Origin of the sequence: Pseudomonas abyssi, from assembly GCF_002307495.1 — a bacterium.
Classification (GTDB): Bacteria; Pseudomonadota; Gammaproteobacteria; order Pseudomonadales; family Pseudomonadaceae; genus Halopseudomonas; species Halopseudomonas abyssi.
This window is the reverse complement of record NZ_NTMR01000002.1, coordinates 357,777-383,928: the sequence shown is the minus strand read 5'-3', so window position 1 is coordinate 383,928 and position 26,152 is coordinate 357,777. Positions and strand designations below refer to the sequence as shown.

The 26,152-nt window shown below is 63.7% G+C and carries 25 protein-coding genes; 17 read left to right on the top strand and 8 right to left on the bottom strand.

The window, feature by feature from the left end; translation table 11 throughout:
• The first annotated feature begins 2 nt into the window (after nt 1-2).
• The 6 genes from CNQ84_RS02035 (at nt 3) to CNQ84_RS02010 (ending at nt 6,071) form a co-directional block, all read left to right on the top strand.
• Entirely contained in the window at nt 3-971 is a 969-nt protein-coding gene (locus CNQ84_RS02035) for a 2-hydroxyacid dehydrogenase (protein ID WP_096003243.1), read from the top strand.
• Between the two features lie 181 nt (nt 972-1,152).
• Nucleotides 1,153-1,617 (top strand): type IV pilus modification protein PilV, encoded by a 465-nt coding sequence (gene pilV, locus CNQ84_RS02030; RefSeq protein ID WP_096003242.1) that lies wholly within the window; start codon nt 1,153-1,155, stop codon nt 1,615-1,617.
• Nucleotides 1,614-2,372, top strand: a complete 759-nt coding sequence (locus CNQ84_RS02025) for a PilW family protein (RefSeq protein WP_096003241.1) — start codon at nt 1,614-1,616, stop codon at nt 2,370-2,372. The genes pilV and CNQ84_RS02025 overlap by 4 nt, the downstream gene beginning before the upstream one ends.
• A 9-nt stretch (nt 2,373-2,381) precedes the next feature.
• A complete protein-coding gene (locus CNQ84_RS02020; RefSeq protein ID WP_096003240.1) occupies nt 2,382-2,840 on the top strand; it encodes a pilus assembly PilX family protein in 459 nt (152 codons plus the stop codon).
• Nucleotides 2,821-5,676 carry a pilus assembly protein gene (locus CNQ84_RS02015; RefSeq protein WP_096003239.1) on the top strand — a complete coding sequence of 952 codons (2,856 nt, stop codon included), beginning with the start codon at nt 2,821-2,823 and terminating at the stop codon, nt 5,674-5,676. The genes CNQ84_RS02020 and CNQ84_RS02015 overlap by 20 nt, the downstream gene beginning before the upstream one ends.
• Nucleotides 5,673-6,071, top strand: coding sequence for a type IV pilin protein (locus CNQ84_RS02010; RefSeq protein ID WP_096003238.1), 399 nt, complete (start codon nt 5,673-5,675; stop codon nt 6,069-6,071). The genes CNQ84_RS02015 and CNQ84_RS02010 overlap by 4 nt, the downstream gene beginning before the upstream one ends.
• Before the next feature lie 7 nt (nt 6,072-6,078).
• On the opposite strand, the gene CNQ84_RS02005 is transcribed toward CNQ84_RS02010, so the two are convergent.
• A complete protein-coding gene (locus CNQ84_RS02005) occupies nt 6,079-7,329 on the bottom strand; it encodes a uracil-xanthine permease family protein (RefSeq protein WP_096003237.1) in 1,251 nt (416 codons plus the stop codon).
• Nucleotides 7,329-7,970: a uracil phosphoribosyltransferase gene (gene upp / locus CNQ84_RS02000; RefSeq protein ID WP_083726135.1), complete on the bottom strand. Its 642-nt coding sequence runs from the start codon at nt 7,968-7,970 to the stop codon at nt 7,329-7,331. Before upp ends, CNQ84_RS02005 begins: the two co-directional genes overlap by 1 nt.
• Nucleotides 7,971-8,140: 170 nt before the next feature.
• Here upp and CNQ84_RS01995 point away from each other — a divergent pair, with 170 nt between their 5' ends.
• The 3 genes from CNQ84_RS01995 to CNQ84_RS01985 are packed head-to-tail and all read left to right on the top strand — an operon-like array spanning nt 8,141 to nt 9,537.
• Nucleotides 8,141-8,698, top strand: a complete 558-nt coding sequence (locus CNQ84_RS01995) for a hypoxanthine-guanine phosphoribosyltransferase (RefSeq protein WP_096003236.1) — start codon at nt 8,141-8,143, stop codon at nt 8,696-8,698.
• A 3-nt stretch (nt 8,699-8,701) separates the two neighbouring features.
• Nucleotides 8,702-9,184, top strand: a complete 483-nt coding sequence (locus tag CNQ84_RS01990) for a hypothetical protein (protein ID WP_065336044.1) — start codon at nt 8,702-8,704, stop codon at nt 9,182-9,184.
• A 59-nt stretch (nt 9,185-9,243) separates the two neighbouring features.
• The gene (locus CNQ84_RS01985; protein ID WP_096003235.1) at nt 9,244-9,537 is read left to right on the top strand and encodes a PA4642 family protein; all 294 of its coding nucleotides are present in this window, start codon (nt 9,244-9,246) and stop codon (nt 9,535-9,537) included.
• An 18-nt stretch (nt 9,538-9,555) separates the two neighbouring features.
• Here the strand turns inward: CNQ84_RS01985 and CNQ84_RS01980 are convergent, their stop codons facing one another.
• A complete protein-coding gene (locus CNQ84_RS01980; protein ID WP_096003234.1) occupies nt 9,556-9,771 on the bottom strand; it encodes a hypothetical protein in 216 nt (71 codons plus the stop codon).
• Nucleotides 9,772-9,944: 173 nt separating this feature from the next.
• Between CNQ84_RS01980 and CNQ84_RS01975 the strand changes: the two genes are divergently transcribed.
• Nucleotides 9,945-10,529, top strand: a complete 585-nt coding sequence (locus CNQ84_RS01975) for a YajG family lipoprotein (protein ID WP_096003233.1) — start codon at nt 9,945-9,947, stop codon at nt 10,527-10,529.
• Between the two features lie 67 nt (nt 10,530-10,596).
• Here CNQ84_RS01975 and CNQ84_RS01970 read toward each other — a convergent pair whose 3' ends face one another.
• From CNQ84_RS01970 to gatC, 5 genes are all read right to left on the bottom strand, one after another.
• Entirely contained in the window at nt 10,597-12,645 is a 2,049-nt protein-coding gene (locus CNQ84_RS01970) for a BCCT family transporter (protein WP_096003232.1), read from the bottom strand.
• Nucleotides 12,646-12,796: 151 nt separating this feature from the next.
• Entirely contained in the window at nt 12,797-13,189 is a 393-nt protein-coding gene (locus CNQ84_RS01965) for a septal ring lytic transglycosylase RlpA family protein (RefSeq protein WP_096003231.1), read from the bottom strand.
• 56 nt (nt 13,190-13,245) lie between these two features.
• Nucleotides 13,246-14,694 (bottom strand): Asp-tRNA(Asn)/Glu-tRNA(Gln) amidotransferase subunit GatB, encoded by a 1,449-nt coding sequence (gene gatB / locus CNQ84_RS01960; protein ID WP_096003230.1) that lies wholly within the window; start codon nt 14,692-14,694, stop codon nt 13,246-13,248.
• 14 nt (nt 14,695-14,708) lie between these two features.
• Nucleotides 14,709-16,160 (bottom strand): Asp-tRNA(Asn)/Glu-tRNA(Gln) amidotransferase subunit GatA, encoded by a 1,452-nt coding sequence (gatA, locus tag CNQ84_RS01955; RefSeq protein WP_096003229.1) that lies wholly within the window; start codon nt 16,158-16,160, stop codon nt 14,709-14,711.
• 29 nt (nt 16,161-16,189) lie between these two features.
• Entirely contained in the window at nt 16,190-16,477 is a 288-nt protein-coding gene (gene gatC / locus CNQ84_RS01950; RefSeq protein WP_096003228.1) for an Asp-tRNA(Asn)/Glu-tRNA(Gln) amidotransferase subunit GatC, read from the bottom strand.
• A gap of 303 nt (nt 16,478-16,780) precedes the next feature.
• On the opposite strand from gatC, the gene mreB reads away from it, so the two are divergent.
• The 7 genes from mreB to CNQ84_RS01915 all read left to right on the top strand — a co-directional run bounded on the left by mreB (nt 16,781) and on the right by CNQ84_RS01915 (nt 26,152).
• Nucleotides 16,781-17,821: a rod shape-determining protein MreB gene (gene mreB, locus CNQ84_RS01945; RefSeq protein ID WP_096003227.1), complete on the top strand. Its 1,041-nt coding sequence runs from the start codon at nt 16,781-16,783 to the stop codon at nt 17,819-17,821.
• Nucleotides 17,822-17,907: 86 nt separating this feature from the next.
• Nucleotides 17,908-18,867: a rod shape-determining protein MreC gene (mreC, locus tag CNQ84_RS01940; RefSeq protein WP_174704236.1), complete on the top strand. Its 960-nt coding sequence runs from the start codon at nt 17,908-17,910 to the stop codon at nt 18,865-18,867.
• A complete protein-coding gene (mreD, locus tag CNQ84_RS01935; RefSeq protein WP_096003225.1) occupies nt 18,857-19,330 on the top strand; it encodes a rod shape-determining protein MreD in 474 nt (157 codons plus the stop codon). Before mreC ends, mreD begins: the two co-directional genes overlap by 11 nt.
• A complete protein-coding gene (locus tag CNQ84_RS01930; RefSeq protein WP_096003224.1) occupies nt 19,320-19,901 on the top strand; it encodes a Maf family protein in 582 nt (193 codons plus the stop codon). Before mreD ends, CNQ84_RS01930 begins: the two co-directional genes overlap by 11 nt.
• A 62-nt stretch (nt 19,902-19,963) precedes the next feature.
• Entirely contained in the window at nt 19,964-21,421 is a 1,458-nt protein-coding gene (gene rng, locus CNQ84_RS01925; protein WP_096003223.1) for a ribonuclease G, read from the top strand.
• 14 nt (nt 21,422-21,435) lie between these two features.
• A complete protein-coding gene (locus CNQ84_RS01920) occupies nt 21,436-25,302 on the top strand; it encodes a YhdP family protein (protein WP_096003222.1) in 3,867 nt (1,288 codons plus the stop codon).
• A gap of 1 nt (nt 25,303) precedes the next feature.
• The gene (locus CNQ84_RS01915) at nt 25,304-26,152 is read left to right on the top strand and encodes a carbon-nitrogen hydrolase family protein (RefSeq protein ID WP_096003221.1); all 849 of its coding nucleotides are present in this window, start codon (nt 25,304-25,306) and stop codon (nt 26,150-26,152) included.

Below are 26,152 nucleotides of genomic sequence, written 5' to 3'. Positions count from 1 at the left end.
GCATGCAAGAAGGTCTCTCCACCGTTTTTCTCGATCGTGCCAGCCTCGACCAGGGCGATCTGGATCTGAGTGGGCTGGAAGGCACCGCGAGTGTCTTCACCAGTTATCCGCGCACGGCTGCCAGTGAGGTCAGCGAGCGGCTGCAGGGGCAGCAGGTGGTGATTACCAACAAGGTGGTGATTGACCGCGCGCTGATGCAGGCAAATCCGCAGCTGAAGCTGATCCTGATTGCCGCAACCGGCACCAATAATGTCGACCTAGAGGCGGCGCGTGAGCAGGGCATCGTGGTGTGCAATTGCCAGGCCTACGGTACCCCGGCGGTGGCGCAGCACACGCTAATGCTGATGCTGGTGCTGATTACCCGGTTCGAGTCCTACCGTGAGGCCGTGCGCGGCGGCGCCTGGCAACGTAGCGAGCAGTTCTGCCTGCTGGATTATCCCATCGGCGAGCTGTCTGGCCGGACCCTGGGTATTCTTGGCTACGGCGAGCTGGGGCAAGCGGTCGCGCGGCTGGCCGAGGCCTTTGGCATGCGCGTACTGGTGGGCGCGTTGCCCGGACGTGAGCGTGAAGGGCGCCCGGCACTCGAGCACTTTCTGCCAGCGATTGATGTACTCAGCCTGCACTGCCCGTTGACCGAGGCAACCCGGGATCTGATCGGCGCGCCCGAGCTGGCGCTGATGAAGCCGGGCAGCCTGGTGATCAATGCCGGTCGCGGTGGGCTGGTCAATGAGGCTGCGCTGGCGGCGGCGCTGCGCTTCGGGCACCTGGGCGGTGCGGCCTGTGATGTGCTGACGGTCGAGCCGCCGGTCGATGGCAATCCGCTGCTTGATGCTGATTTACCGAATCTGGTCATCACCCCGCACAGCGCCTGGGGCAGCCGCGAGGCGCGCCAGCGTATTGTCGAGCAACTGCGCGAAAACCTGTTGGGTTTTGCCGACGGCCAGATGCTTCGTCAGGTCGGCATCTGCTAACTCCCTCACACCTCCGTCGCCGCCCTCACCCAAAAGGGTGATGGTTGCGCGGATGCCTCCTTTTACGGTGAACGACGTCATCGGATGACGTTCGCCGGCTAGCTGCAGTCCGGTTGATCCGCCACGGAATCAGGGCCTGCAGGCATTGCTGCGCAGGTCCATTGGCACAAGGACCTGCCCCATGCCGGCCAATCACTCGTCTGTCTGCGGCCCGCCGGCCCAGCGCGGATTTTCATTGCTCGAAGTGCTGGTGGCGCTGTTGCTGACCACCCTTGGGGTGTTCGGCGCCATCGGCTTGCAGCTCAATGCCCTGCGCTTCAGCGCCGATAGCGCCCACCGTGCCCAGGCGTTGCTGATGACCAATGACTTGCTTGAGCGCATGCGTGCCAACCGTGGTGCCTTGCCGCTGTATGCCATGACAGTCAGCGGAGAGTGCCCCGAACAGGCCGTGGAAAACCTGCCTGTGCTGCAACAGGATCGCGCTGATTTTGCCAGCGCCGTGACCTGCCAACTGCCCGAAGGCGAAGCGCGGGTGACGGTCGACCAGGGCGTGGCGCGGGTGCTGGTGCGCTGGTCACAGGCGCGGATCAGCGAGCAGGGAACGGCCCGCCTGCAGCTTGATGTGCGGATCGGAGCGCAGCCGTGAACGGCCGGCCGAGCGGCTTTGGCCTGGTCGAGCTGCTGGTTTCCATGGCGCTGGGACTGCTGTTGACCATGGCCCTGATGCAGACCTTGCTGGGTAGTCGCGACAGCCTGGTGCTGCTGCGTCACGGCAACCAGTTGCAGGAGGATGCGCGCTACCTGATGGGGCGGTTGGCGGCGGACCTGCGCGCGGCGGGCAGTGAGGGGTGTCTCAACCTGCAGCTTAGCCCGGGTATCGCGTTGCCAGCACCACTGGCCCAACCGGTCAGTTACCAGGGCGGTGTGCTGCAGATCGTTACCGCCTTACCGGTCCGAGTCCAGACCAATGCCCCCACCGGCTATCGTCCCGGCACCTTTGGCGCGCGCTGGCTGGTGGCAGGCAATTGCCGGGACCGTGTGACCATCGCCGAAGATGAGCTGCAAGTGCAGCCTGGTGACTGGCTGCTGGCGCTTCGTCAGCTCGAATACCGTCAGCAGGGCGACCGGGTGCAGGTGCGCCTCAATGGTAGCGGCAACTTTGAAACGCTGATCGAGCAGGTGGTGGATTTTCGCGTGCAGTTTGCCCTGGCCGCCAACGCAGATATGCCAGATGCCGGTGGCCGCTACCAGTCCACGCTCACGCCCGGGGAGCAGCCCCGTTTGCGCAGTGTGCGGGTGAGTCTGGCGCTCAGTGATAACCCGGGCAGTCCGCAGGCGGGACGTCTGCTCACCCAGCGTTTTACGCAGGTGACGCGCCTGCGCAATCGACCAGATCAATAAGGGAGTGATATGAGCAGGAGGTGTTCGTTCCGGCGGCAGCAAGGGGCTGCCTTGCTGATCAGCCTGGTATTTCTGCTGCTGATGGTGGTGGGGGCACACGCTGCTGTGCGCGGCGCCACCCATCAGCAACGTCAGGTTGCCAATCTGGTGCAGCGTCAACTCGGTTTTCAAGCTGCCGAAAGTGCACTGCGTACTCTGGAGGCACAGATCCGGGCACAGCAGCTGGCCCTGCCCGGGCAGGCCTGCAGCGGTGCTGATTGCAACCTGGCGGACGCTGGCTGGCAAAGCCTTGCCTCTGCCGCAGCCGGTGTGGCGGTTGTTTACAGAGTCGACTGGCTGGGCACCAGTGCGATACCTGCACAGTTGCAGCACAGTGGGCAGTCACAGGTTTACCGGCTTGTGGTGCGCACAGAAACCGGGCGTCGTCGCACCGAATTGGAGGCTATGTATGCACTGGCCTATCAGTAAGCTGGCAACCTTGCTGCTGAGTGCAGTGCCGACTGCAGCACTGGCGTTTCAGCCGATCAGCGGTCCGGTGAGCACGCGTAGCGCCGCCCCCGCTAACGTGGTCCTGCTGCTGGATAACTCCTCGAGCATGGTGCTGAACAGTACAGGCGGGCGTACCCGTCTGGCGGTGATGCAGGAGGCTGCCAGCCAGCTGCTGCGCCAGCATCGCGACCTGCGTTTTGGCCTGTTTGCTTTTAACCCGGCGTCGGGGACGGGCGCGCAGCGTGACACGGCCGGCGGGCGCTTGCTGGTGCCCGTCGACGGGATTGGCGATGACACCGCCGGGCGGCAGCATCTGCAGCGGCTGGAGCAGGCCATTACCAGCCTGAACCCCGCAGCGGGCAGTAATCCGGACCTGTATACCTGGACACCGCTAGCGGAAACCCACTATGAGATCAGCCGCTACCTGCGCGGCATGACTTCCTTCTACGACCCCGCCATACCGCGCTACCAGAGCCCGCTGCAGTGGCGTTGTCAGGCCAGCGCTGCGGTTGTGCTGACTGACGGGCTGCCAACCCATGACAGCACCTTTCCGGTCTCGGCCCAGCAGGAGCCGGCTGGCCGGAACCCCCACCTGCCGGGCAACTGGCACCTGCCAGACTGGGATGGCGACACCGCTGATGATGCGACCGGCGCCAGCCTGCAGGACCCGGGCAGTACCTTTTATCTGGACGATATGGCGGCCTTCGCCCGCGCGCTCGATCTGCGCCAGGGCGGCGCCGACGCAGCGGGCCAAAGTTGGGACGATCCGGCCTATCCGCCGCAAAACCTGCGTAGCTACACCCTCGGATTTGCCGTTGATGACCCGCGTTTGCTTGCCGCTGCGCAAGCCGGAGGTGGGCGCTACCTGAGCGTCGCCGACGCCAGCGGGTTGTCCGCTGCGCTGAGCCAGCTTGTGGGGGAGGTGGGAGCGCACAGCGGTTACGTATCGGCAGCAACCCTTGATGGCCAGACGTTGAGCGCTGGCCGCTTGCGTGTCCGCTTGCACTATCATGCCCGAGACTGGAGCGGCGAGCTGGAGCTGCTGGCGCTGGACAGCGGCGGAGCAGAGCAGGGCGTGATCTGGCGTAGCGACAGCCAGTTTGTACCCGGCGGGCTGCGCGGCCGATACCAGAGCTGGCGCCACGCCGATGCCCTGCAGCCAGCAGGCCCGGTGACCCTGCGCGGCGCCGGATTTGGCGCCCTGGCGGCCGTCCAGCAACAGCAGCTGCAGGCGATGGCCGCCGGGCTCGGCTTGCATGGTGCCGATGCCGGGCAACAGTTGCTCGACTGGGCCCGCGGTGTGCCGGTACCGTGGCTGCGCGAACGCGCCCGGCTGTTGGGGGATAGCGTGCGCAGCGCGCCTCGGCTTTTGATGGCCGGGGCGCCCTTGCAGACCAGCCAGGAGGCGGCCTACCAGACCTATCTGCAGCAGCGCAGCGCCATGGGTGACCTCTTGCTGGTGGGCGCCAATGACGGTTTGCTGCACGTATTCGAGGCGGGCGGCCTGCATCGGTACGCCTATCTGCCTGCTGCCTTGCAGGGCAATCTGCAGCACTGGGCAGCTCCGGCCTACGGCGCAGGTTACGGGCATTACTCCGGAGTTGATGGCCAGATAGCGCTGGCTGATGCTCGCCTGTCAGCTGGTTGGAGTACCTTGGCAGCGGCGGGCCTGGGCGCCGGCGGCAAGGGGCTGTTTGCCGTGCGGCTATATGACCAGCGCGACGCCGCCAATGCCTTGGGAGCGTTGTGGGAGGTAGATGCAGGGCAGCCGGGTTGGCAGGCGCTCGGCCACCTGTACGCCGCCCCGCAGGTGTTTAACAAGGCCGGGCGGGCGCTGCTGATTACGGGCAACGGCTACGGCAGTGCTACGGGCGTAGCCAGCCTGCTTGTGCTGGATGCGGAAAGCGGCGAACTGCTCAGACAACTGGACCTGCCGTCCAGGGCGGGCACATCTGAGGGCAACGGATTGTCGGCATTGACCCTGCAGCGTGACGCCGGCGCAAACGTCGTGGCAGCCTATGCGGGTGATCTGCATGGACAGCTGTGGGGCTTTGATCTGAGCGCAGACGACCCGCAGCACTGGCAGGTGATCAACCGCAGCAGTCCGTTGTTTGTGGCGCCGCCCGGTCAACCGCTGACGGCCGCTCCGGTGCTGCATCTCGGCGCGCAAGCCAAGGCGCCACTGCTGCTGTTTGGCAGTGGTCGCCTGCTGGCCGATGGCGATGCGCAAAGTCGAGAGCAACAGGCATTCTATGCGCTGCGGTTGGCGCCCTCGGGACGCACCTTGAGCGTGGCGGATCTGACGCAGCGTCAGCTGCAACCAGGTGATACCGCCAGCACCCGGCAGGTGCAGGGCGCCGCGCTGGACTGGCAGCAGCAGGCGGGCTGGTATGTGCCGCTGCCGGTGCATTCGGTCAGCGCCGAACGAGTGGTCGAGGCGGCTACGGTCGTGGGTAGCCGGGTCCTGTTCAGCACGCTGATTCCGCGCCGCAGTGCCGCAGATCTGTGTCGCCATCAGAGCAGTGGCTGGCTGATATCGCTGGCGTTGGATACCGGCCTGGCGCCGCCCTTCGCGAGCCTGGACGGCAATGCCGATCTGCAGGTGACCGAGGCAGATATCGGCGTGATCGGTATTGAGCTGGATATCGGCCTGCCCAGTCTGCCGCAGGTATTGCGCGCGGAGGCAGACCCGGAAGTGACGCTTCCCGGCTGCGAGAGCGAGCACTACCTGCTGCAGGGCAGTGAAGGCAGCGCGCTGCTGGCTGGTGGTGGGCGCTGCGTATTTGCGCGGATTCACTGGCGGCAATTGCGATGAAGCGCGCGTGCGGCTTTACCCTGCTGGAGCTGATGGTGGTGGTTGCGATCGTTGGCCTGCTGGCGGCCATTGCCTATCCCGGCTATCAGGAGCATGTACGCAAGGGGCAACGGGCTGAGGTCAGTGGCTTGGTACTGGATAATGCCCAGCGTCTGGAGCACCACTATGCCAGCACTGGCCGCTATGACGAGGGCACGGTCGAGGGGTTGTGGCTGCAGAGTCCGGCGCAGGGCACGGCGGTCTATCGGGTGAGCGCGGAGCGAGATCGGGAGCGCTTTGTACTGCGTGCCCAGGCGGTGAGCGGCGGACTGATGGACGGCGATGTGTGTGCTGAACTGACGCTTAACCAGCTTGGACAGCGCACGCCAGCAGACGCGCGCTGCTGGCGGCGCTGAGCCGACATTACTGATGGGGCAAGACGTTCTCGTCTTCGCCTTTGGGCAGGATCAGGTTGAGGACAATGGCGACCACGCCACACAGGCTGATGCCCTGCAGGCTGAAGCTGTCATTGCCGATCACCATGCCGCCGATGCCAAATACCAGGGTCACCGAGACGATGCAGAGATTGCGCGCCTGCGCCAGATCTACCTGATTGCGTACCAGGGTATTCAGACCCACCACGGCGATTGAACCGAACAGCAGGCAAAGAATGCCACCCATGACCGGTACCGGCATACCCAGCAGCACTGCACCGAACTTGTCGACAAAGGCCAGGCCGATGGCAAACACGGCCGCCCAGATCATCACATTGGGGTTGAAGTTGCGCGTCAGCATGACGGCGCCGGTGACTTCCGAGTAAGTGGTGTTGGGCGGGCCGCCCAGGAAGGCTGCCGCCGAGGTGGCGATGCCGTCACCCAGCAGGGTGTTCTGCAGGCCGGGCTTTTCCAGGTAGTTCTTGCCGGTGACGCCCCCAATGGCCAGCACGTCGCCAATGTGTTCGATGGCCGGCGCAATGGCGACCGGAATCATGAACAGAATCGCTGCCAGCTGGAACTCCGGCGCAACAAAGGCCGGCACTGCCAGCCAGGGGGATTCAGCCACCTGACTGAAGTCGACCACACCCAGCAGCCAGGACAGCACATAACCCACCAGGACGCCGGCCAGAATCGGCACCAGACGGAACAGCCCCTTGGCAAAGACCGCGACCACAATAGTGGTGGTCAGCGACGCTGCAGCAATCAGAATCGCGGTGTTGTAGTCCACCAGTTGCTGGCTGCCGTCGCCGGACTTGCCCATCGCCATGTTGACGGCGGTGGAGGCCAGGCCCAGGCCAATGACCATGATCACCGGGCCGACCACTACCGGCGGCAGCAGGCGCTGGATAAAGCCCGGCCCACGCCAGCGGATGATCAGGCTGAGCAGGATATACATGACCCCGGCGGCAACCAGGCCGCCCAGCGTGGCCGGCAGGCCCCAGGTCTGGTTGCTGTACATGATCGGTGCGATAAAGGCGAAACTTGAGGCCAGAAAGATCGGGATCTGACGGCGGGTAGTGAACTGGAACAAGAGGGTGCCAATACCGGCGGTGAACAACGCCACGCTCGGGTTCATGCCGGTAATCAGCGGCATCAGCACCAGTGCGCCAAAGGCCACAAACAGCATCTGTGAGCCGGCCAGCGCGGTGCGCCAGCCGTGGGTCTGGACGCCTTCCATCAGACAATATCCTTCTGCTTGGTGCCGAAAATCTTGTCACCGGCGTCGCCCAGGCCCGGGATGATGTAGCCTTGTTCGTTCAGGCGCTGGTCAACCGAGGCGGTGTAGATCTGCACGTCGGGGTGGGCATCGTTGACGCGTTTGATGCCCTCGGGCGCGGCCACCAGCACCAGCGCGCGAATCTCGCGGGCACCCGCTTTTTTCAGCATGTCGATGGTGGCGACCATGGAGCCGCCGGTGGCGAGCATCGGGTCGATGATCAGGGCCATACGCTGGTTCAGTTCGCCGACCAGCTTTTCCAGATAGGTGTCCGCTTCCAGGGTTTCCTCGTTGCGGGCCAGACCAATGACGCTGACCTTGGCACTCGGTACCAGACTGAGGACGCCATCAAGCATGCCCAGACCCGCACGCAGGATGGGCACCACGGTAACTTTCTTGCCGCTGAGTTTCTCGACTTGCACGTCGCCGCACCAGCCTTTGATGGTATGGGCTTCCACCGCCATGTCCTGCGTCGCCTCGTAGGTCAGCAGGGCGGCAACTTCCTGGGCCAGTTCGCGAAAGTTCTTGGTGCTGATGTCGTTGCGGCGCATCAGCCCCAGCTTGTGTCGGATCAGGGGGTGGCGGATTTCTTTGACGTTCATCGGACAGTTACTCTGTTGCAAGAAGGGCGCGGCAATTATGGCACAGCCTGAGCCGGGTCAACATGCTGTCAGAGCATGTGTGGAACTGGGCAGAACTTACCTATACTTGTGCTTTCGCGGCGACATGGGTATTTTTCGCCCCTTTTTTCCGGCACCAGCGGAGGTCAGTCATGGCGGTAGAGCTGCAGCATATTAAAGAAGTGATGGCGGAGGCGGATTGTCTCTTTACCGAGGCAGACGTCGAGGCAGCGCTGCAGCGCATGGCCGATGACATCAACACGCGGCTGAGTGACAGCAACCCGATTGTCTACAGCGTGATGAACGGCGGCCTGATCATCAGTGGCAAGTTGCTGCCCAAACTGCCTTTCCCGATGGAAGTGGGCTATCTGCACGCCACGCGCTACCGCAACAAGCTGTCCGGTGGCGAGCTGTTCTGGAAGGCGCGCGCCGAGCACTCGCTGGCGGGCCGCAGCGTGCTGATCATCGACGACATCCTGGATGAGGGGCACACCCTGGCCGCGATCGTCGAGTATTGCCGTGATGCCGGCGCCGAGCACGTCTACACCGCGGTCCTGCTGGACAAGCAGCATGATCGCAAGGCCTATCCCGGCATGCGTGCCGACTTTACCGGTCTGGATGTCGAGGATCGCTACATCTTCGGTTACGGGCTCGATTACAAGGGCTACTGGCGCAACGCCGCCGGTATCTTTGCCCTCAAGGGCCACTAAACGATGCGCGCCTGGTTGCTGGGGGCGGGCTTGAGCCTGTTGGCGCCGCTGCTGGCGGCGCAGGTCAGCCTGCCGCACGACGAATACCTGCCGGCTGATCCCTTCGGGCAACGGCAGGACAAGCCCGAGCAGGTGCTGTTTGAAGTGCAGCGCTACAGTCTGACCGTTGGCAGCGAGCTGCGCCCCGGCGGGCGTCCCAACCAGGCGGAAGCCGGCATCTGGCTGCTGCTGGAAGGGCGCTCGCTGCTGCCGGGCAGCCCGGTTGAGCGTGCGCGACTGCACTTTGTCGAGGGCGAAGGTGGTCGTCGCGCGGCGCGGCTGGAGGATGGCGCCCATACATTGGTGATCACCTATCCGCTGAGCTTTCTGCCGATTATCCGGCAGCAGCTTGATGCGCCCGGCGCCGATTATGTCCAGGGACGCTTTTACGGCAATGGCCTGATCTGGGCCGATGTGCATTCGGCGCCGCAGTCCGGTGGCCGCTGAACTGGTGGCCGCGTCGGCGGATGGTTACAATGCCGACCCTGAGCCAGTGAGGAAGCAACATGCGTAAAGACAAAGAAAAGGTGATCGGCGAGCCGATGACCGATGAGCAGGTCGCGGTGTTTCTCAACGCGCGTCCTTATAGCAGTGAAGAATCAGCCGACTATCACCTGCTGGTCCGCGCCTACCGTGGGCTGCGCGTCGAGGATTTCGAGCGTTTTCTGGTGATGTTCAAGGCCGAAGGCTTTGACCTGAACGCCGTGAACGGTGAAGGTCGCACCTTCGCCGAGACCGTGCGCGAACACGCGCAGGGCGAAGACTACGTTGCCGTGCTGGAAGCGGCCGGCGCGCGTTGACAGTGCCTCGCCGCCGGCTCAGGCCGGCAGCAGGCGCCAGTGGTTGCGCCGTGATGGCTGCGCCACGCGAGCACTGCTCGGCAGTGCTTTGCCGATCCAACGGGCCTCCAGCTCGTTGACCTCGACCCAATGCCCGGTGCGCGGAGCTTCCTTCAGCTCCCACAGGGCAAGACACAGCCCCTGCGGGCTGAGTTGTGCATAGCAGCGGCGACGCTTGAACAGTGCGTTAAGCATGGGGCGGACTCCGTCGTTATTCAGGGCGCCAGCTTGGCCTATCTGCATTGCAGGATGATGACAGCGCATCCCCCTGTCGGCGGCCTCGGAACCGGAGTATGCTGCGCCTGTCCAAACCGGCAGCAGCCCGGTGACAAACCGATTTTCCGATAGATGGCAGGAGTAAGCTACTTATGCTCAAGCGTTCAGGCATGCTGTTGCTGGCAGCGCTGACGGCGGCCCTGGTGGGTTGCGCACACAGCCCGCAGCAACTGACAGTACAACCGCAGATCAACAAGCCGCTCAATCCGGTCGCCCAGCAGCAGCCGGTGACCGTACAGGTGCAGGACACGCGCCAGAGCAAGATTCTGGGCACCCGTGGCGGCATCTACCCTGACTCCAGCAATATCACCATCAGTGACAGCACCCTGCCGGCGGTACGTCAGCAGGTAGAGAACGCGCTGCGCCAGTTGGGCTTTAATGTCGTGCCGCAGGGCACGCCGAATGCCAACAGCCTGACGCTGAACCTGTCTGACCTGAGCTATCAGTCGCCGAAGAGTTCGGTATACGTGACCCAGGCCGATATCAGCGCAACCTTCGTGGCGCAGGCGCGCAACATGAACAAGAACTACCAGGGGCGTTACAGCTCCTCACTGCAGCAGCGTTTTGGTTATGCCCCGAACGAGCAGACCAACACGCAGCTGGTGACCGATGTCATGAGTGATGCGCTGACCCGCGTGTTTCAGGACCCGGCGATCATTCAGATCCTGCAGCAGTAAAGGGCTGCGGGTATAAAAAAACCGACGTCCTTGGGGCGTCGGTTTTTTTGTGCCTGGCGTCAACAGTTCAGGCAGGGGGTGATTGCAGCATTTCGTCGTGCTCGGTCATGTTCCAGGGCAGTACACCCGGCGAGATGTGCAGGAAGTGCAGATACTTCTCGAAGTGGTCGAGGATGTCGCCGATGATTTCCTGCTCGTCGTAGCCATAGACGTCGTAGGTCTGGCCACCGCGGCGCAGGAATACCTCGGCGCGGTAGTAATGCTGCTGCTCGTTGTTGTCGGTGCGGCGCATTTCCGGGTAGGCAAAATCCGGGCGCAGGTACTCGCGCAGGCGCACCTCGTAGATGAAGTCGAGCTGATCCGGCTTGTGTATCTCCAGATACACCCGACCATTTTCCGGGTCGCGCTCTGCCTTGGTTGGCCAGCCCTGGTCAACCAGCGCATCGCTTAGGCGCTGCATGGCGGGCATGGCGGTCTTGTTGATAAAGCCTTCCACCGCTGCCCGGTCAGGAAAGTTGACGATACCGGCCAGGCGTTTCTTCCAGTTGGTCGTCAGGCTGTTGTCGCTGTAGCGGCTGACCTGCATCTGGTGCAGCAGGCTGACATCGCGGTGCCCTTCGATCACCAGCGCCCGCCACATACCGAGCATGGCAATGATCATGATGATGGCAAACGGCAGGGCTGTAACGATGGTCATGGTTTGCAGGGCGCTCAGGCCACCGGCCAGCAACAACACCGCCGCAACCACACCTTCCAGAATGGCCCAGAAGGCGCGCTGCCAGACCGGGGTCTGCATGACCCCGCCGGAGGCCAGTGAATCGATGACCAGCGACCCGGAGTCGGACGAGGTCACGAAGAAGGTGACGATCAGCACTACCGTGATGAACGACACGATCGAGGTCAGCGGCAGGTGCTCGAACAGTTTGAACAGGGCGATCGCCTTGTCTGCCTGAACCTCGCTGATCAGCGCGCTATAACCCTCGTTCATGATCAGGTGCAGGGCAGTGTCGCCAAACACCGAGAACCACAGGAAGGTGAACATGGTGGGTACCAGCATGACGCCAAAAACGAACTGGCGAATGGTGCGGCCCCGGCTGATCTTGGCAATGAACAGCCCGACAAACGGAGCCCAGGCGATGGTCCAGCCGAAGATGAACAGGGTCCAGTTGCCGATCCAGTCACTATGGGTGTAGGCCTGCAGGTTGAAGGTGCGCTCGACAATGTTGTTCAGGTAGCTGCCGGTATTCTGCAAAAAGGCCTCGAGAATAAAGATCGAGGGGCCGACCAGAAACACAAACAGCATCAGCGACACCGCCAGCACCATGTTGACGATGGAGAGGTTCTTGACGCCCTTGTCGAGGCCGGCGACGACCGAAAACAAGGCCAGGCCGGTGACCACCGCAATGGCGATAACCTGGACATTGCTGGTCACCGGAATGCTGGGCCAGAGGTAGTTCAGCCCGGCGTTGATCTGTGCCACCGAGAGGCCAAGGGTGGTGGCGATACCGAACAGGGTGCCGAGAATGGCGACCACATCCACGGTGTGCCCGATGGGGCCGTGAATGCGTTCACCAATCAGCGGATAGAGCGCTGAACGCATCGACAGCGGGAGGCCATGCCGAAAGGCAAAGTAGGCCAGTACCAGGCCGACCAGGCCGTAGATCGCCCAGATATGAAAGCCCCAATGGAAAAAGGCGATCTGCATCGCCTGCTTGGCTGCATCCAGCGTCTCCGGGGCGCCCGCCGGCGGGCTGGCAAAGTGGGTGACCGGTTCGGCGACGCCAAAGAACAGCAGGGCGATGCCGTAGCCGGCGGAAAACAGCATGGCGAACCAGGCCGGGAAGCTGTACTGCGGCTCGGCGTGATCTGGCCCGAGGCGAATATTGCCCCAGCTGCTGCAGGCGACCAGTACCACAAACAGCAGAAAGCTGGCGACCGCCAGCATGTAGAACCAGCCAAAGGTCTCGGTGATGTAGGCCAGGGTGCTGGAAAACAGCGAGCCGGCCAGTTCGGGGTTGCTGATGGTGCCGATAACCAGCAGCAGGGTCACAATCACGGCAGGGGCAAACACGGGAACCAGTACGGTTGATTGCCAGCCACGCTTGGCGTCAGTCATGCAGATCTCCTTGTCCTGCGTGTACCGGTCGGTTGACCGGTTTTTTGGGTGAGCAGCCGCCAGCCGACATGCGGGCCTCGGGGCGCCGATGTTGGTCAGTGTTTTTGCTCGTTACCTGATAGAGGATAGCCGCCAGGGCCAAAGGTTCCGCTTATTCGTTTTGCCGGTCCGGGTCCAGCACCTCGATGCGCACCCGTGCGCTGCCGGCGCGGATCATGCCGAGCAGCTCGGCGGTGCTCTGCGAGACGTCGAGGATACGGTGGCCGACAAAGGGGCCGCGATCGTTGATACGCAGGACAACCGAGCGGTTGTTGTACAGATTGGTCACCTCAACAAGGGTGCCAAAGGGCAGCTGCGGATGTGCTGCGGTGAGGTCGGTTTCGTCGTAAGGCTCGCCGCTGGCGGTGCGTCGGCCGTGCAGGCGAGAGGAGTAGTAGGAGGCTTTGCCGGTCTGGGTCCAGCCAGGGTCACCCAGCGAAAGATCGTCGGCCATGGCGCTGCTGGCCAAGAGGGTAGCAAGGACGATCAGCAGGGCACGAAGCATGGGGAGAATCCCGGATGACGGTGGCGCGATCTGAGACCGCACCACCGCTCGCCGGTTCAGCCTTCCAGCTTCTTGCGCAGCAGTTCGTTGACCTGCTGCGGGTTGGCCTTGCCCTTGGATGCCTTCATCGCCTGGCCGACAAAGAAGCCGAACATCTTGCCGCGCTTGGCTTCGTCGCTGGCGCGGTACTGTTCGACCTGGGCTGCGTTGGCGGCCAGGACCTCGTCCAGCATGGCTTCGATCGCGCCGCTGTCGGTGACCTGCTTGAGCCCTTTGGCGTCGATGATCGCATCGGCGGAGTCGCCTTCGCCGGCGGCCAGCGCCTCGAACACCATTTTGGCGATTTTGCCGCTGATGGTGTTGTCCTTGATACGCAGGATCATGCCGCCGAGCTGCGTGGCGCTGACCGGTGACTGCTCGATGTCCAGACCTTCCTTGTTGAGCAGGCTGGACAGCTCGCCCATGACCCAGTTGGCCGCCAGCTTGGCGTCGCCGCAGGTTTGCTGAACCTGCTCGAAGTAGTCGGCCAGTTCGCGGCTGGCGCTCAAGACGCTGGCGTCGTAGGTCGACAGGCCGAACTGGCTTTCGAAGCGTTCGCGTTTTTGCTGCGGCAGTTCCGGCAGCTCGCCACGGACTTCTTCGATAAAGCTTGGCTCCAGAACCACGGGCAGCAGATCAGGGCAGGGGAAGTAGCGGTAGTCGTTGGCTTCTTCCTTGCTGCGCATGGAACGGGTTTCGTCCTTGTTCGGATCGTACAGGCGGGTTTCCTGTACCACCTTGCCGCCGTCCTCGATCAGCTCGATCTGGCGCTGGACTTCGGTGTTGATCGCCTTCTCGATAAAGCGGAACGAGTTGACGTTCTTGATCTCGCAGCGGGTGCCGAACTCGGCCTGACCCTTGGGGCGGATCGAGACGTTGCAGTCGCAGCGCAGCGAGCCTTCGGCCATGTTGCCGTCGCAGATGCCGAGATAACGCACCAGCGAGTGGATGGTCTTGGCGTAGGCGACCGCTTCCTTGGCGCTGCGCATGTCCGGCTCGGAAACGATCTCCAGCAGCGGGGTGCCGGCGCGGTTGAGGTCGATGCCGCTCATGCCGTGGAAGTCTTCGTGCAGGCTCTTGCCGGCATCTTCCTCCAGATGCGCGCGGGTCACGCCGACGCGTTTTACGGTGCCGTCGTCCAGGGTGATGTCCAGATGACCCTTGCCGACGATGGGGTGATCCATCTGGCTGGTCTGGTAGCCCTTGGGCAGGTCAGGGTAGAAGTAGTTCTTGCGCGCGAAAACGTTGGTCATGCCGATCTCGGCGTCGATCGCCAGGCCGAACTTGACCGCGTTGCGCACGGCCTGGGCGTTCAGCACCGGCAGGGTGCCCGGCATGCCCAGGTCAATCAGGCTGGCCTGGGTGTTGGGCTCGGCGCCGAAGGTGGTGGCGCTGCCGGAGAAGATCTTCGACGCGGTGGTGAGCTGGGCGTGGATTTCCAGCCCGATGACGATTTCCCATTGCATTGCTGTCAATCCTCTCAGTAGCCGGCCGGAGCGCGCTGGTGCCAGTCGGTAACCTGCTGGTACTGGTGCGCGATGTTGAGCAGACGGGCTTCGCTGAAGTAGGGCCCCAGCAGTTGCATGCCCAGCGGCAGACCGTTGGCAAACCCGGCGGGCAGGGCGACGCCCGGAACACCGGCCAGGTTGGCGGTAATGGTGTAGATGTCGGTCAGGTACAGGCTGACCGGGTCGTCGATCTTCTCGCCGATTCTGAACGCCGGGGTCGGCGAGGTCGGGCAGAGGATCACATCGACCTGCTCATAGGCGGCCATGAAGTCGTTCTTGATCAGGCGACGGATCTTCTGGGCTTTCAGGTAATAGGCATCGTAGTAACCGGCCGACAGCGCGTAGGTGCCGACCATGATGCGGCGCTTGACCTCGGCGCCGAAACCTTCGGCACGTGAGCGCTTGTACAGGTCGGTCAGGTCGGCCGGGTTGTCGCAGCGGTAGCCGAAGCGCACGCCGTCAAAGCGTGACAGGTTGGAGGAGGCTTCAGCCGGGGCGATGACATAGTAGGCGGGAATCGCCAGCTCGGCGTTCGGCAGGCTGATTTCCTTGATCTCGGCGCCCAGCGCCTGAAATTGCTTGACCGCGGCGCTGATGGCATCGCTGGTCGCAGCGTCCAGGCCGGCGGCGAAGTACTCCTTGGGCAGGCCGATGCGCAGGCCCTTGAGCGAGTCGTTCAGGCCGGCGCTGTAGTCCGGCACCGGCTGGTCGACGCTGGTGGAGTCCTTGGCGTCAAACCCGGCCATGACCTGCAGCATCAGCGCGCAGTCTTCGGCGGTGCGGGCCATCGGGCCGCCCTGATCCAGACTGGAAGCGTAGGCCACCATGCCCCAGCGGGACACCCGACCATAGGTCGGTTTCAGGCCGGTCAGGGCGGTGAAGCCGGCGGGCTGGCGGATCGAGCCGCCGGTATCGGTACCGGTGGCTGCCACGCACAGGCGTCCGGCAACAGCGGCAGCGGAGCCGCCGGAGGAGCCGCCGGGTACCCGATCGGTATCCCACGGGTTGCGGGTCGGGCCGTAGAAGCTGGACTCGGTGGACGAGCCCATGGCGAATTCGTCGAGGTTGGTCTTGCCGAGGCTGACCGCGCCGGCGTCGAGGAAACGCTGGGTGACGGTCGATTCGTACGGCGAAATGAAGTTGTCGAGCATCTTCGAGCCGCAGCTGGTGCGTTGGCCCTGGGTGCAGAACAGGTCCTTGTGTGCCAGCGGTATGCCGGTCAGCGCGGTGGCGTTGCCGGCGGCGATGCGGGCGTCCGCCGCGGCTGCCTGCTCAAGGGCCGATTCGGCGGTCACGGTGATATAGCTGTTGAGGTTGCCATCAAGCTGCTCGATGCGCTTGAGGTAATGCTGGGTCAGCTCGACGCTGGACAGCGCCTTGCTCTGCAGGGCCTGGGACAGTTCGGCCAGCGTTTTTTCGTGCATGGGGGTAGTCTCTTGTCGGCGCGGCAGGATTATTCGATGACCTTGGGAACCAGATACAGGCCTTCTTCGGTGGCCGGTGCGATGGCCTGGTAGGCGTCGCGCTGGTTGCTTTCAGTCACTTCGTCGGCGCGCAGGCGCTGGATAGTTTCCAGCGGGTGGGCGAGCGGGGTGACGTTGCTGGTATCCACCGCCTGCATCTTGTCGATCAGGTCCAGAATGCCGGACAGTTTGGCGGTAGTAGCGGGGATTTCATCCTCGCTGATGGCGATACGGGCCAGATGCGCGATCTTTTCCACATCGGTGCGGTCCAGGGACATGTGTAAAGCTCCATGTAGCCGGAAGAATTCCGGTTGGCTGCTGGCGACAGGCGCCGTTGGGTGGTTCGCCACGGGAAATGCGGGCAAAGGCGGGAATTTACCACAGCGCGCCTTGCCCAAAAACCCCGCCATTGTTAGAGTTGCGACACTTCCGGAAGTACCGATTAGCTACCTGTTTGCCCTGTTTCCTAAAGGCCTTTCGCCGCTATCCATCCGTGCGGCGATGCAGTGGGCAGGTGGTTTATCAGTGCTTTCTTTATATTTTTACCATTAACCCACGCGTCCTCGGGGTCTAGTCAACGCATGTTCAAAAAAATTCGTGGCATGTTTTCCAGTGATCTGTCCATCGACCTGGGCACTGCCAACACCCTCATTTACGTCCGCGATCGTGGCATTGTGCTGGACGAACCCTCGGTGGTTGCCATTCGCACCACCGCCGGCAATCAGAAAAGTGTTGTTGCAGTTGGTACTGATGCCAAACGCATGCTGGGACGCACGCCCGGCAACATCCAGGCCATTCGCCCGATGAAAGACGGCGTTATCGCCGACTTCAGTGTCTGCGAAAAGATGCTGCAGTATTTCATCAACAAAGTGCACGAGAACAGCTTTATCCAACCGAGCCCGCGTGTGCTGATCTGCGTGCCGTGCAAGTCTACCCAGGTTGAGCGCCGGGCCATCCGCGAATCGGCCCTGGGTGCTGGCGCCCGCGAGGTATATCTGATCGAAGAACCGATGGCTGCGGCCATCGGTGCCGGCCTGCCGGTGGAGGAAGCACGCGGTTCCATGGTCGTGGATATTGGTGGTGGTACCACCGAGATCGCCCTGATTTCCCTGAACGGCGTCGTCTACGCCGAGTCCGTCCGGGTTGGTGGTGACCGCTTCGACGAAGCCATTGTCACCTACGTGCGTCGCAATTACGGCAGCCTGATCGGCGAGTCCACCGCCGAGCGTATCAAGCAGGAGATCGGTGTGGCCTTCCCGGGCGGCGAAATGCTGGAAGTCGACGTCCGCGGCCGCAACCTGGCCGAAGGCGTGCCGCGCAGCTTTACCCTCAACTCCAACGAGGTGCTCGAAGCGCTGCAGGAGTCGCTGGCGACCATCGTACAGGCGGTCAAGAGCGCGCTGGAGCAGTCTCCGCCGGAACTGGCTTCCGACATCGCTGAGCGTGGTTTGATTCTGACCGGCGGTGGCGCGCTGCTGCGTGATCTGGACAAACTGCTGACCCAGGAAACCGGCCTGCCGGTGATTGTTGCCGAAGAGCCGCTGACCTGCGTTGCTCGTGGCGGTGGCCGTGCGCTGGAAATGATGGACCAGCACACCATGGACCTGCTGTCGACCGAGTGAGTCGGCGGCCGGCCCGTCGCTATGCGGCGGGTCGTTGACGGCAACACGCCAGTGGCTGCGAGGAGCCTGCCATCAAACCGCTATTTATCAAGGGGCCGTCACTCGGTGTCCGCCTGATCGTGCTCACGGTGCTGTCCATCGTGCTCATGGTGGTCGATGCCCGTTTTGAGGCCCTCAAGCCCCTGCGCGCCCAGCTCGGGCTGCTGGTGGCGCCGTTGTACTCGGCTGCTGAAATGCCGGTGCGGGCATGGGAGACGGTCAGCGAACTGACCACCAGCCGGGCCGCGCTGATTGCCGACAATGAACGGCTGCGCGCCGAAGCGCTGCTGACCCAGCGCAAACTGCAAAAACTTGCCACCCTGACCGAACAGAACGTGCGGCTGCGCGAACTGCTCAACTCGTCCTCGCTGGTGGATGAGCGCGTACTGGTCGCCGAACTGATCGGTGTCGACCCCAACCCCTTCACCCAGCGCATTCTGCTCGACAAGGGCGAAGCTGACGGCGTGTTTCTTGGCCAGCCGGTGCTGGATGCCAGCGGGCTGATGGGGCAGGTCGTCGAGGTCTTGCCGCACAGTGCCCGGGTTCTGCTGGTAACCGATGCTTCCCACAGCCTGCCGGTGCAGATCAATCGCAACGGGCTGCGCGCCATTGCCAGTGGTACGGGTCGTAACGAGTGGCTGGAGCTGCGCTACGTGGGTGATACCGCCGACGTACGCGAGGGCGACATTGTGGTCAGCTCGGGTCTTGGGCAGCGCTTTCCGGCCGGTTATCCGGTCGGTCGGGTGCAGACGGTGACGCGGCATCCGGCGCAATCCTTTGCCGAGGTGCGGGTAACGCCGTCGGCGCAGCTCAATCGCAGCCGCTATCTGCTGCTGGTGTTTAGCCCCGAGAGCGGTTACGGCGATGTATTGCCGGCGCTGGAGCTGGGCACCGAGGGCGCTAGCGAGCAGGACGGTGGGGCGACAGCGGCTGGTGACGAGGCGGCAGAGACGCCCGCCGCCGACAGCGAGGGCCAGCCGGCCGGGGAGGCAGCCGATGCAGACTAGTCTGGCGATCATCCTGAGTATTGTGGTGGCGCTGCTGCTCAGCGTCATGCCGATGCCCGAGCCGGTCAGTCTGGCGCGCCCGATGTGGCTGGCGCTGGTGCTCTCCTGCTGGGTCATGGCGTTGCCGCACCGGGTCGGCCTGCTGACCGCCTGGCTGGCGGGCCTGCTGTCGGACGTCTTGTTCGGCCAGTTGTTTGGTCAAAACGCGCTGGTGATGACACTGGTGGTCTGGATGGTGTTGCTGCTGTATCAGCGCATTCGCCGCTTCCCGTTGTGGCAGCAGAGCCTGGTCATGCTGCCGGTCTTTGGGATTGCCCAGATGGTCGCGCTCTGGCTCAACAGTCTGAGCGGCAATCGGCCGCCGACCCTGATGTTCCTGTTGCCGGCGGTGGTCAGTGCGGTGCTTTGGCCCTGGGTCTTCTCGTTGCTGCGCGGCGTGCGTCGGCGTTTCCATGTCAATTGAGCTGTTGCTGGCCTCGGCCTCGCCCCGGCGACGCGAGCTGCTGGCGCAGATCGGTGTGCCCTGCACCCAGCGCCCCAGCGAGGTTGATGAGCGGGTGTTACCGGGCGAGTCGCCTGAGGCCTACGTCGAGCGGGTAACCCGTGACAAGGCGCTGGCCGCCGTTGCTGCCTGCCCCGGTCGGGTGGTGTTGGCGGCAGACACGGCGGTGGTGCACGGCGGGCAGATTCTCGGCAAACCGCGCGACCGCGCGCATGCGCTGGACATGCTGGGCCGCCTGTCTGCTGACGCGCACTGGGTGATGACGGCAGTCGCGGTGGCCCGGGATGAACGTATCGCGCTGCAGCGGGTCGATACCCGGGTCTGCTTCCGCCGTCTGAGTGCGCAGGAGCTGGCGGACTACTGGGATACCGGCGAGCCGGCGGACAAGGCGGGTGCTTATGGTATTCAGGGCCTGGGTGCGGTCTTTGTCGAGCGTATCGAAGGCAGCTACAGCGCCGTGGTCGGGTTACCGCTGCGCGAGACCGCCAGTTTGCTTGAGGGCTTTGGCATTTCCTGCTGGCAACGGCCCTGACGCGGCTGTTCCGGGGCTCCAATCACCGGTATTGTGGTGACAGACAAGAAGCGAGAGAGCCCATGAGCGAAGAAATTCTCATCAATATCACGCCGATGGAAACCCGTGTTGCGCTGGTCGAGAACGGTGTGCTGCAAGAAGTGCACATCGAGCGTACCCAGCGCCGTGGCATCGTCGGCAATATCTACAAGGGCAAGGTAGTGCGTGTGCTGCCGGGCATGCAGGCGGCCTTTGTCGATATCGGGCTGGAACGTGCGGCCTTTATTCACGCCTCCGAAATCTCCCAGCGCGAGGGGCAGGCGGTAGAGCCGATCAGTGCACTGGTGCACGAGGGCAAGGCGCTGGTGGTGCAGGTCACCAAAGACCCGATTGGCACCAAGGGCGCGCGCCTGACCACTCACCTCTCGGTCCCATCACGTTATCTGGTGTATATGCCGCGCACGCCGCATGTGGGCATCTCGCTGAAAATTGAAGACGAAGCCGAGCGCGAGCGGCTGAAGCAGGTCGTCGCCGACTGCCAGGAAAGTGAGGACATCGACGAAGCCGGCGGTTACATCCTGCGCACTGCCGCCGAAGGCGCCCGTCCGGAGGACATTCTGGTCGACATTCGCTACGTTCGCCGCCTGTGGCAGCAGATCGCCCAGCAGATGGGCACGGCGCCAGCCCCCTCGGTAATCTACGAAGACCTGCCGCTGGCCCTGCGCACCCTGCGTGATCTGGCCAACCCCAGGCTGGAGAAGGTGCGGATCGATTCGCGTGAGACCTTCCAGAAGGTCGAGCAGTTTGTGCACGAGCTGATGCCGGGCGTTGAGGAGTTGCTGGAGCATTATCCGGGCGAACGGCCGATTTTCGATCTTTACAGCGTCGAGGACGAAATTCAGAAGGCCATGGACCGGCGCGTGATGCTCAAGTCCGGTGGCCACTTGGTGATCGACCAGACCGAGGCGATGACGACCATCGACGTTAACACCGGCGCTTTTGTAGGCCACCGCAACCTTGAAGAAACCATCTTCAAGACCAACCTGGAGGCGGCCACTGCGATCGCCCGTCAGCTGCGTCTGCGCAACCTGGGCGGCATCATCATCATCGATTTTATCGACATGGAAGATGAGGAGCATCAGCGCCAGGTGCAGCGCACGCTGGAAAAACAGCTGGAGCGCGATCACGCCAAGACCAATATCATCGGTATCACCGAGCTGGGTCTGGTGCAGATGACCCGCAAGCGCACCCGCGAAAGCCTCGAGCAGGTGCTGTGCGAGCCCTGTCCGAGTTGCCAGGGCCGTGGCATTCAGAAAACGCCGGAGACCGTGTGCTACGAAATTTTCCGCGAGATCCTGCGCGAGGCGCGCGCCTATCAGGCCGGCTCCTACACCGTGCTGGCGTCGCAGGCGGTGATTGATCGCCTGCTGGACGAAGAGTCCGGCAACGTCGCGGATCTGGAGCTGTTTATCGAGCGTCCGATCAAGTTTCAGGTGGAAACCATGTACACCCAGGAACAGTACGACGTGGTGCTGATGTGATGGCGGACTGAGCAATGCGCAGGCGACGCTGGCTGATACGAGGACTGAACGGGCTGATCCTGCTGCTGGTCGGCTGGCTGCTGTTGGCGGCGGCCTATGTCAGCCTCGGCCGCCTGCTGGTGCCGACGGTCGAGAACTATCAAGAGCAGCTGGTTGCCCAGGTTGAGCAACTGACCGGCCGGCACATCGAGCTGCGCTCCTTGCAGGGGCAGATGCAGGGCGCTCAGCCGGTGCTGACGCTGCGCGGTCTGCGGGTGCACGAAAGTCTGCAGCCAGACAGCGAGGTGTTGTTCGATCTGGACGATGTGACGGCGCGGCTGGATGTCTGGCGCAGCCTTTGGCTGCAGCGCCCGGTGATGGATGCGCTGCAGATTCGCGGGCTGGCGCTGACGCTCAGTGAGGACGAGCAGGGCCAGTGGCATATGCAGGGGGTGGGCGAGCGCACGCGGCGCCTCGGCGCGCTGGAGCAGGCCATCGGTACGCTCAAGCAGCAACGGCGCATTACGCTGCTTGATACGCGCATTGAGGTCAGCCCCTTTGAAGAGCCGCGCTGGCAGTTCGAGCACGGAGACCTTACGCTGCTCAATGGCGACGGTTGGCATCGGCTGGATGGGCACCTGAGCCTGCCCGATGGCGAGCGCCTGCGCTGGCAGGTCAGCGCCCTGATGCCTGGCGAGCAATTGTCCGACGCGTCGCTTGGCTTCTTTGTTGAACTGCCGGCCAGTGACTGGAGCCGCTGGCTGCCCTTGGAGTGGCTGGAGCGCTCGCACCTGAGAGAATTGACCGCCGGCGGGCGCTTCTGGGGCAGTTGGCAGGATCAGCGTCTGCAGCGCCTGCAAGGGACCCTGATCGCCCCGCAGATTCGCCTGCAGAGCGGTGAGCGCGAGCCGGTGCTGCATGACCTCTTTACCCGCTTTGAATACGTCGACGACAGTGAGACCCAGCAGCTTCAGGTGCAGGACCTGAGTCTGCACCTGGGCGAGGAAGTCTGGCCCACCACTCGCTTGCAACTGGAGCGCGAGAGCGCTGAAGGGCATTGGTCTGTTGCCCTTGATCGCCTGCGCCTGTCCAAGCTTGGCACCTGGCTGACGTTGCTGGCGCCGGACCAGCCGGTAGCAGATCTGGTCAATGAGCTGGCGCCCGAGGGCACCTTGCGCCAGGTCCGCGTGAACGGCATCGACCCTGCCGGTGATCTGACCTCGCTGGATTTCAGCGGCCGGCTGGAAGAGGTCGGCATGGCCGCTTTCCATAACGCGCCGTCATTCACCGGTGTCAGTGGCACGGTGCAGGGTAGCCCGCAGCAGGGAGAGCTGCGCGTGGATGCGCAGCAGTGGAGCATGCAATTGCCCAACCTGTTCCCCGAGCCCTGGCAATATCAGCGTGCTCAGGGCCTGCTGAACTGGCGCTGGTCCAAGGAGCAGGGGTTGCAACTGGACTCGCCGGGCATGGCCGTCAGTGGTGAAGATGGGGATGCCAGCGCGACGCTGTCGCTACATTTGCCGCCCACAGGGCAGACCCCGACGATGGATCTGCAGGTCGCCCTGCGCAACAGTCAGGCCCCGGCACACCGTGCCTATCTGCCGGTGCGCTCGCGGGGGTTCAGCCCGGCGCTGGCGACCTGGATGGCTGCCAGTGGTGTGCAAGGTCAGGTGCCGCTGGCGATCTTTGAGTACCACGGCTCGCTGCTCAAGGGGGCGAGTGCCGAGGAGCGCGAGATCGCCCTGTATGCGCAGCTGCGCAGTGGCGAGCTAGTATTCCAGAGCGGCTGGCCGCCCCTGACCGAGCTGGATGCAGACTTGCTGCTGCGTGGCGGGGCGTTGGATATACGGGCCAGCAATGCCCGATTGTTGGGCGCTCAGGCCCATGGTGCGCGCGTTCATGGTCAGCTGATGAATACCACCGGGCCCTTGCAGCTGCAGGTCGAGTCCGCTTTCGAGGGTTCGGTCAGCGATGCGCTCAAGCTGATGCAGGACAGCCCCCTGGCCGAGCTGACCGGCAACCCGCTGGCCGGCTGGAGTGGGGAGGGGGCGGTCAGCGGTGAACTGCAGCTGTCCATTCCGCTGCGCCGCAGCGGCGAGCAGGCGGCGCAGACGCAGGCGCTGGTTGAGTGGCAACTGGCTGACGCGCAAGTGAACATCCCCGTATTGCAGGCCCCGTTGGAGGCGATTGACGGGCAGTTTCGCTTTGCTCGTGGCGAAGGGCTGAGTGCTGACACGCTGTCTGCCCGTTTTCTTGGCGCGTCCGTTGAGGGACAGCTGACGCCCTTGGGTGAGCGTGGGCAGCGCCTGCAGTTGCACGGTCGTCACCGTGTCGAGCAGCTGCGACGCTGGGCCCTGCTGGAGGCGGTTCCGGCCTCGCTGTTCAGTGGTGAGCTGGGTTGGCAGGCTCGGGTTGATCTGCAGGCCGGTCGTCAGCAGATCCGCCTGCGCAGTGACCTGAAGGGTCTGGTGTTGTCGTTGCCCGAGCCCTTTGCCAAGGATGCGAAGACGCCGCGCCCATTGCAGGTCGACCTGACGTTGGCGAACGGCCAGCAGCGTTGGCAGATTCAAAGCGACGACGGCCTGCAGGCGGTGCTGCGCTATCGCGGCGGTGAGCTGGCCGGAGACGTGCGTTACGCCAGCGGCGCGCCCAGCCTGCCGCAGGCGCCAGGCATCAACCTGCAGGCCAGTCTGCCGGTGCTGGACTGGGACCAATGGCGACAATGGCTTTCCGGTTTGCAGTCCTCCGGTGCGGCCAGGCCGCGGCAGCTTTCCGGTTCCCTGGGGCAGTTGCAGGTGCGGGCAGACCGGTTCGTCGGTATGGGCCTGGAGCTGGACAATCTGCAGGCCCGCGTCGGCCACGGCAATGCTGGCTGGCAGATCGATGTGGAGCAGAGCGATGTGGCGGGGCAGGTGCTGGTGCCCGATCCCGATGGCGAGCCCATTCGGGTGGACCTCAGTCGCCTGCGTCTGCCGCGTGCCGAGAGTGCTGACGCGCCGCCATTGCCGCAGCCAGGGGAAACGGATGCCGAGCCGGTGGACCGCCTGGCGGGGATCAAACCCTCCACGCTGCCGTCTCTGGATGTGAATATCGACCGGCTGTCGTGGGGCGCTGACCCGATCGGTGCCGCCCGGTTTGCCCTGCGTCCTGACGCCACCGGCGCCCATCTGCCGGAGCTGGATGTCGACCTGCGCGGTTTGCGCATCAAGGGCAGTATGGATTGGCGGGAGGCGCCGGCGCACACGGTCTTCGAAGGCAGCCTGGAGGCTGACGACATCGGCGAGGTGCTGAAGAACTGGCGTTACGCACCGACCATCACCAGCGACCGCTTTGTCACCAACGCTGCGTTGAACTGGCCCGGCTCTCCCGCCGCGTTTGCCTTGCGCACCTCCTCCGGTACGCTGGGTATTGAGGCTCGCGATGGCATGCTGCAGAGTGGCGAAGGCAGCGCCGAGGCGTTGCGCGTGTTCGGCCTGCTCAACTTCAATGCGCTGACCCGGCGCCTGCGGCTCGACTTTTCTGATCTGTTCAGCAAGGGGACCGCTTACGACAGCCTGGACGCCGGCCTGTATGTGGAAAATGGCGTGCTGCACAGCGAACAGCCGGTTGTGCTGGAGGGCCCCGGCGTAAAACTGCAGCTTGAAGGCAAGCTGAATCTGCGCAGCAACCAGGCGGACATGGGGCTGCTGGTAACACTGCCGGTGACCAACAATCTGCCGCTGGCCGCGATTATTGCCGGCGCGCCGCAGATTGGCGGGGTGCTGTTTCTGGCTGACAAGATTCTGGGCGACAAGGTCGCGCGCTTTGCGTCGGTGAAATACCGGATTAGCGGCGACTGGCAAAAGCCCAATGTTGAATTTGACCGCGCCTTTGACGACAAGGCGGCGCTCGAGGAGGAATGAGATGGCAACGGTGGCTGCGGTACAGATGACCAGCGGCCCGGAGCCGGCGGCAAACCTGCAGGTGGCCGCACGGCTGATCGCCGAAGCCGCCGGGCAGGGCGCTGAACTGGTGCTGCTGCCCGAATGCTTCGCCGCCATGGGCACCTCGTCGCTGGCGGCCATTGCCGAGGCCGAGTGGGGCGAGGCGCGCCCGATTCGCCGCTTTCTCGCCGCGCAGGCGCGCCAGCATGGTGTCTGGCTGGTCGGCGGCAGCTTGCCGCTGCCGGCCCAGGCTGGCGGCAAGCCAATGGCCTGTCAGCTGGTAGTCGATGAGCGTGGTCAGGAGGTGGCACGCTACGACAAGCTACACCTGTTTGATGTCGATGTTGCCGATAGTCACGGCAGCTATCGCGAGTCCCGGGACTACGACTTTGGCGATCAGGTGGTGTGCATCGACAGCCCGGTCGGGCGGCTGGGTCTGAGTATCTGTTACGATGTGCGCTTTCCCGAGCTCTACCAGGCGTTGCGCGCCCAGGGCGCCGAACTGATTGTGGTGCCAGCCGCCTTTACCGCCGTGACCGGTGCCGCGCACTGGGAGGTGCTGTTGCGCTCGCGGGCCATTGAAACCCAGTGTTGGGTGCTGGCGGCCAACCAGGTGGGCGAGCATCCCAATGGACGACAGACCTATGGTCATAGTTGCCTGATTGATCCCTGGGGCGCCGTTCAGCAGTGTCTGGCTGCGGGTGAGGGCGTGGTGACCGGTACGCTGGTGCCTGATCAGTTGCAAAGTGTGCGTGAGCGCATGCCGATAACCCGACATCGTCGTTTCGCCCTGCCGGCCGAGCCATTGCCGCCGGGCAAAGGAGTTTAG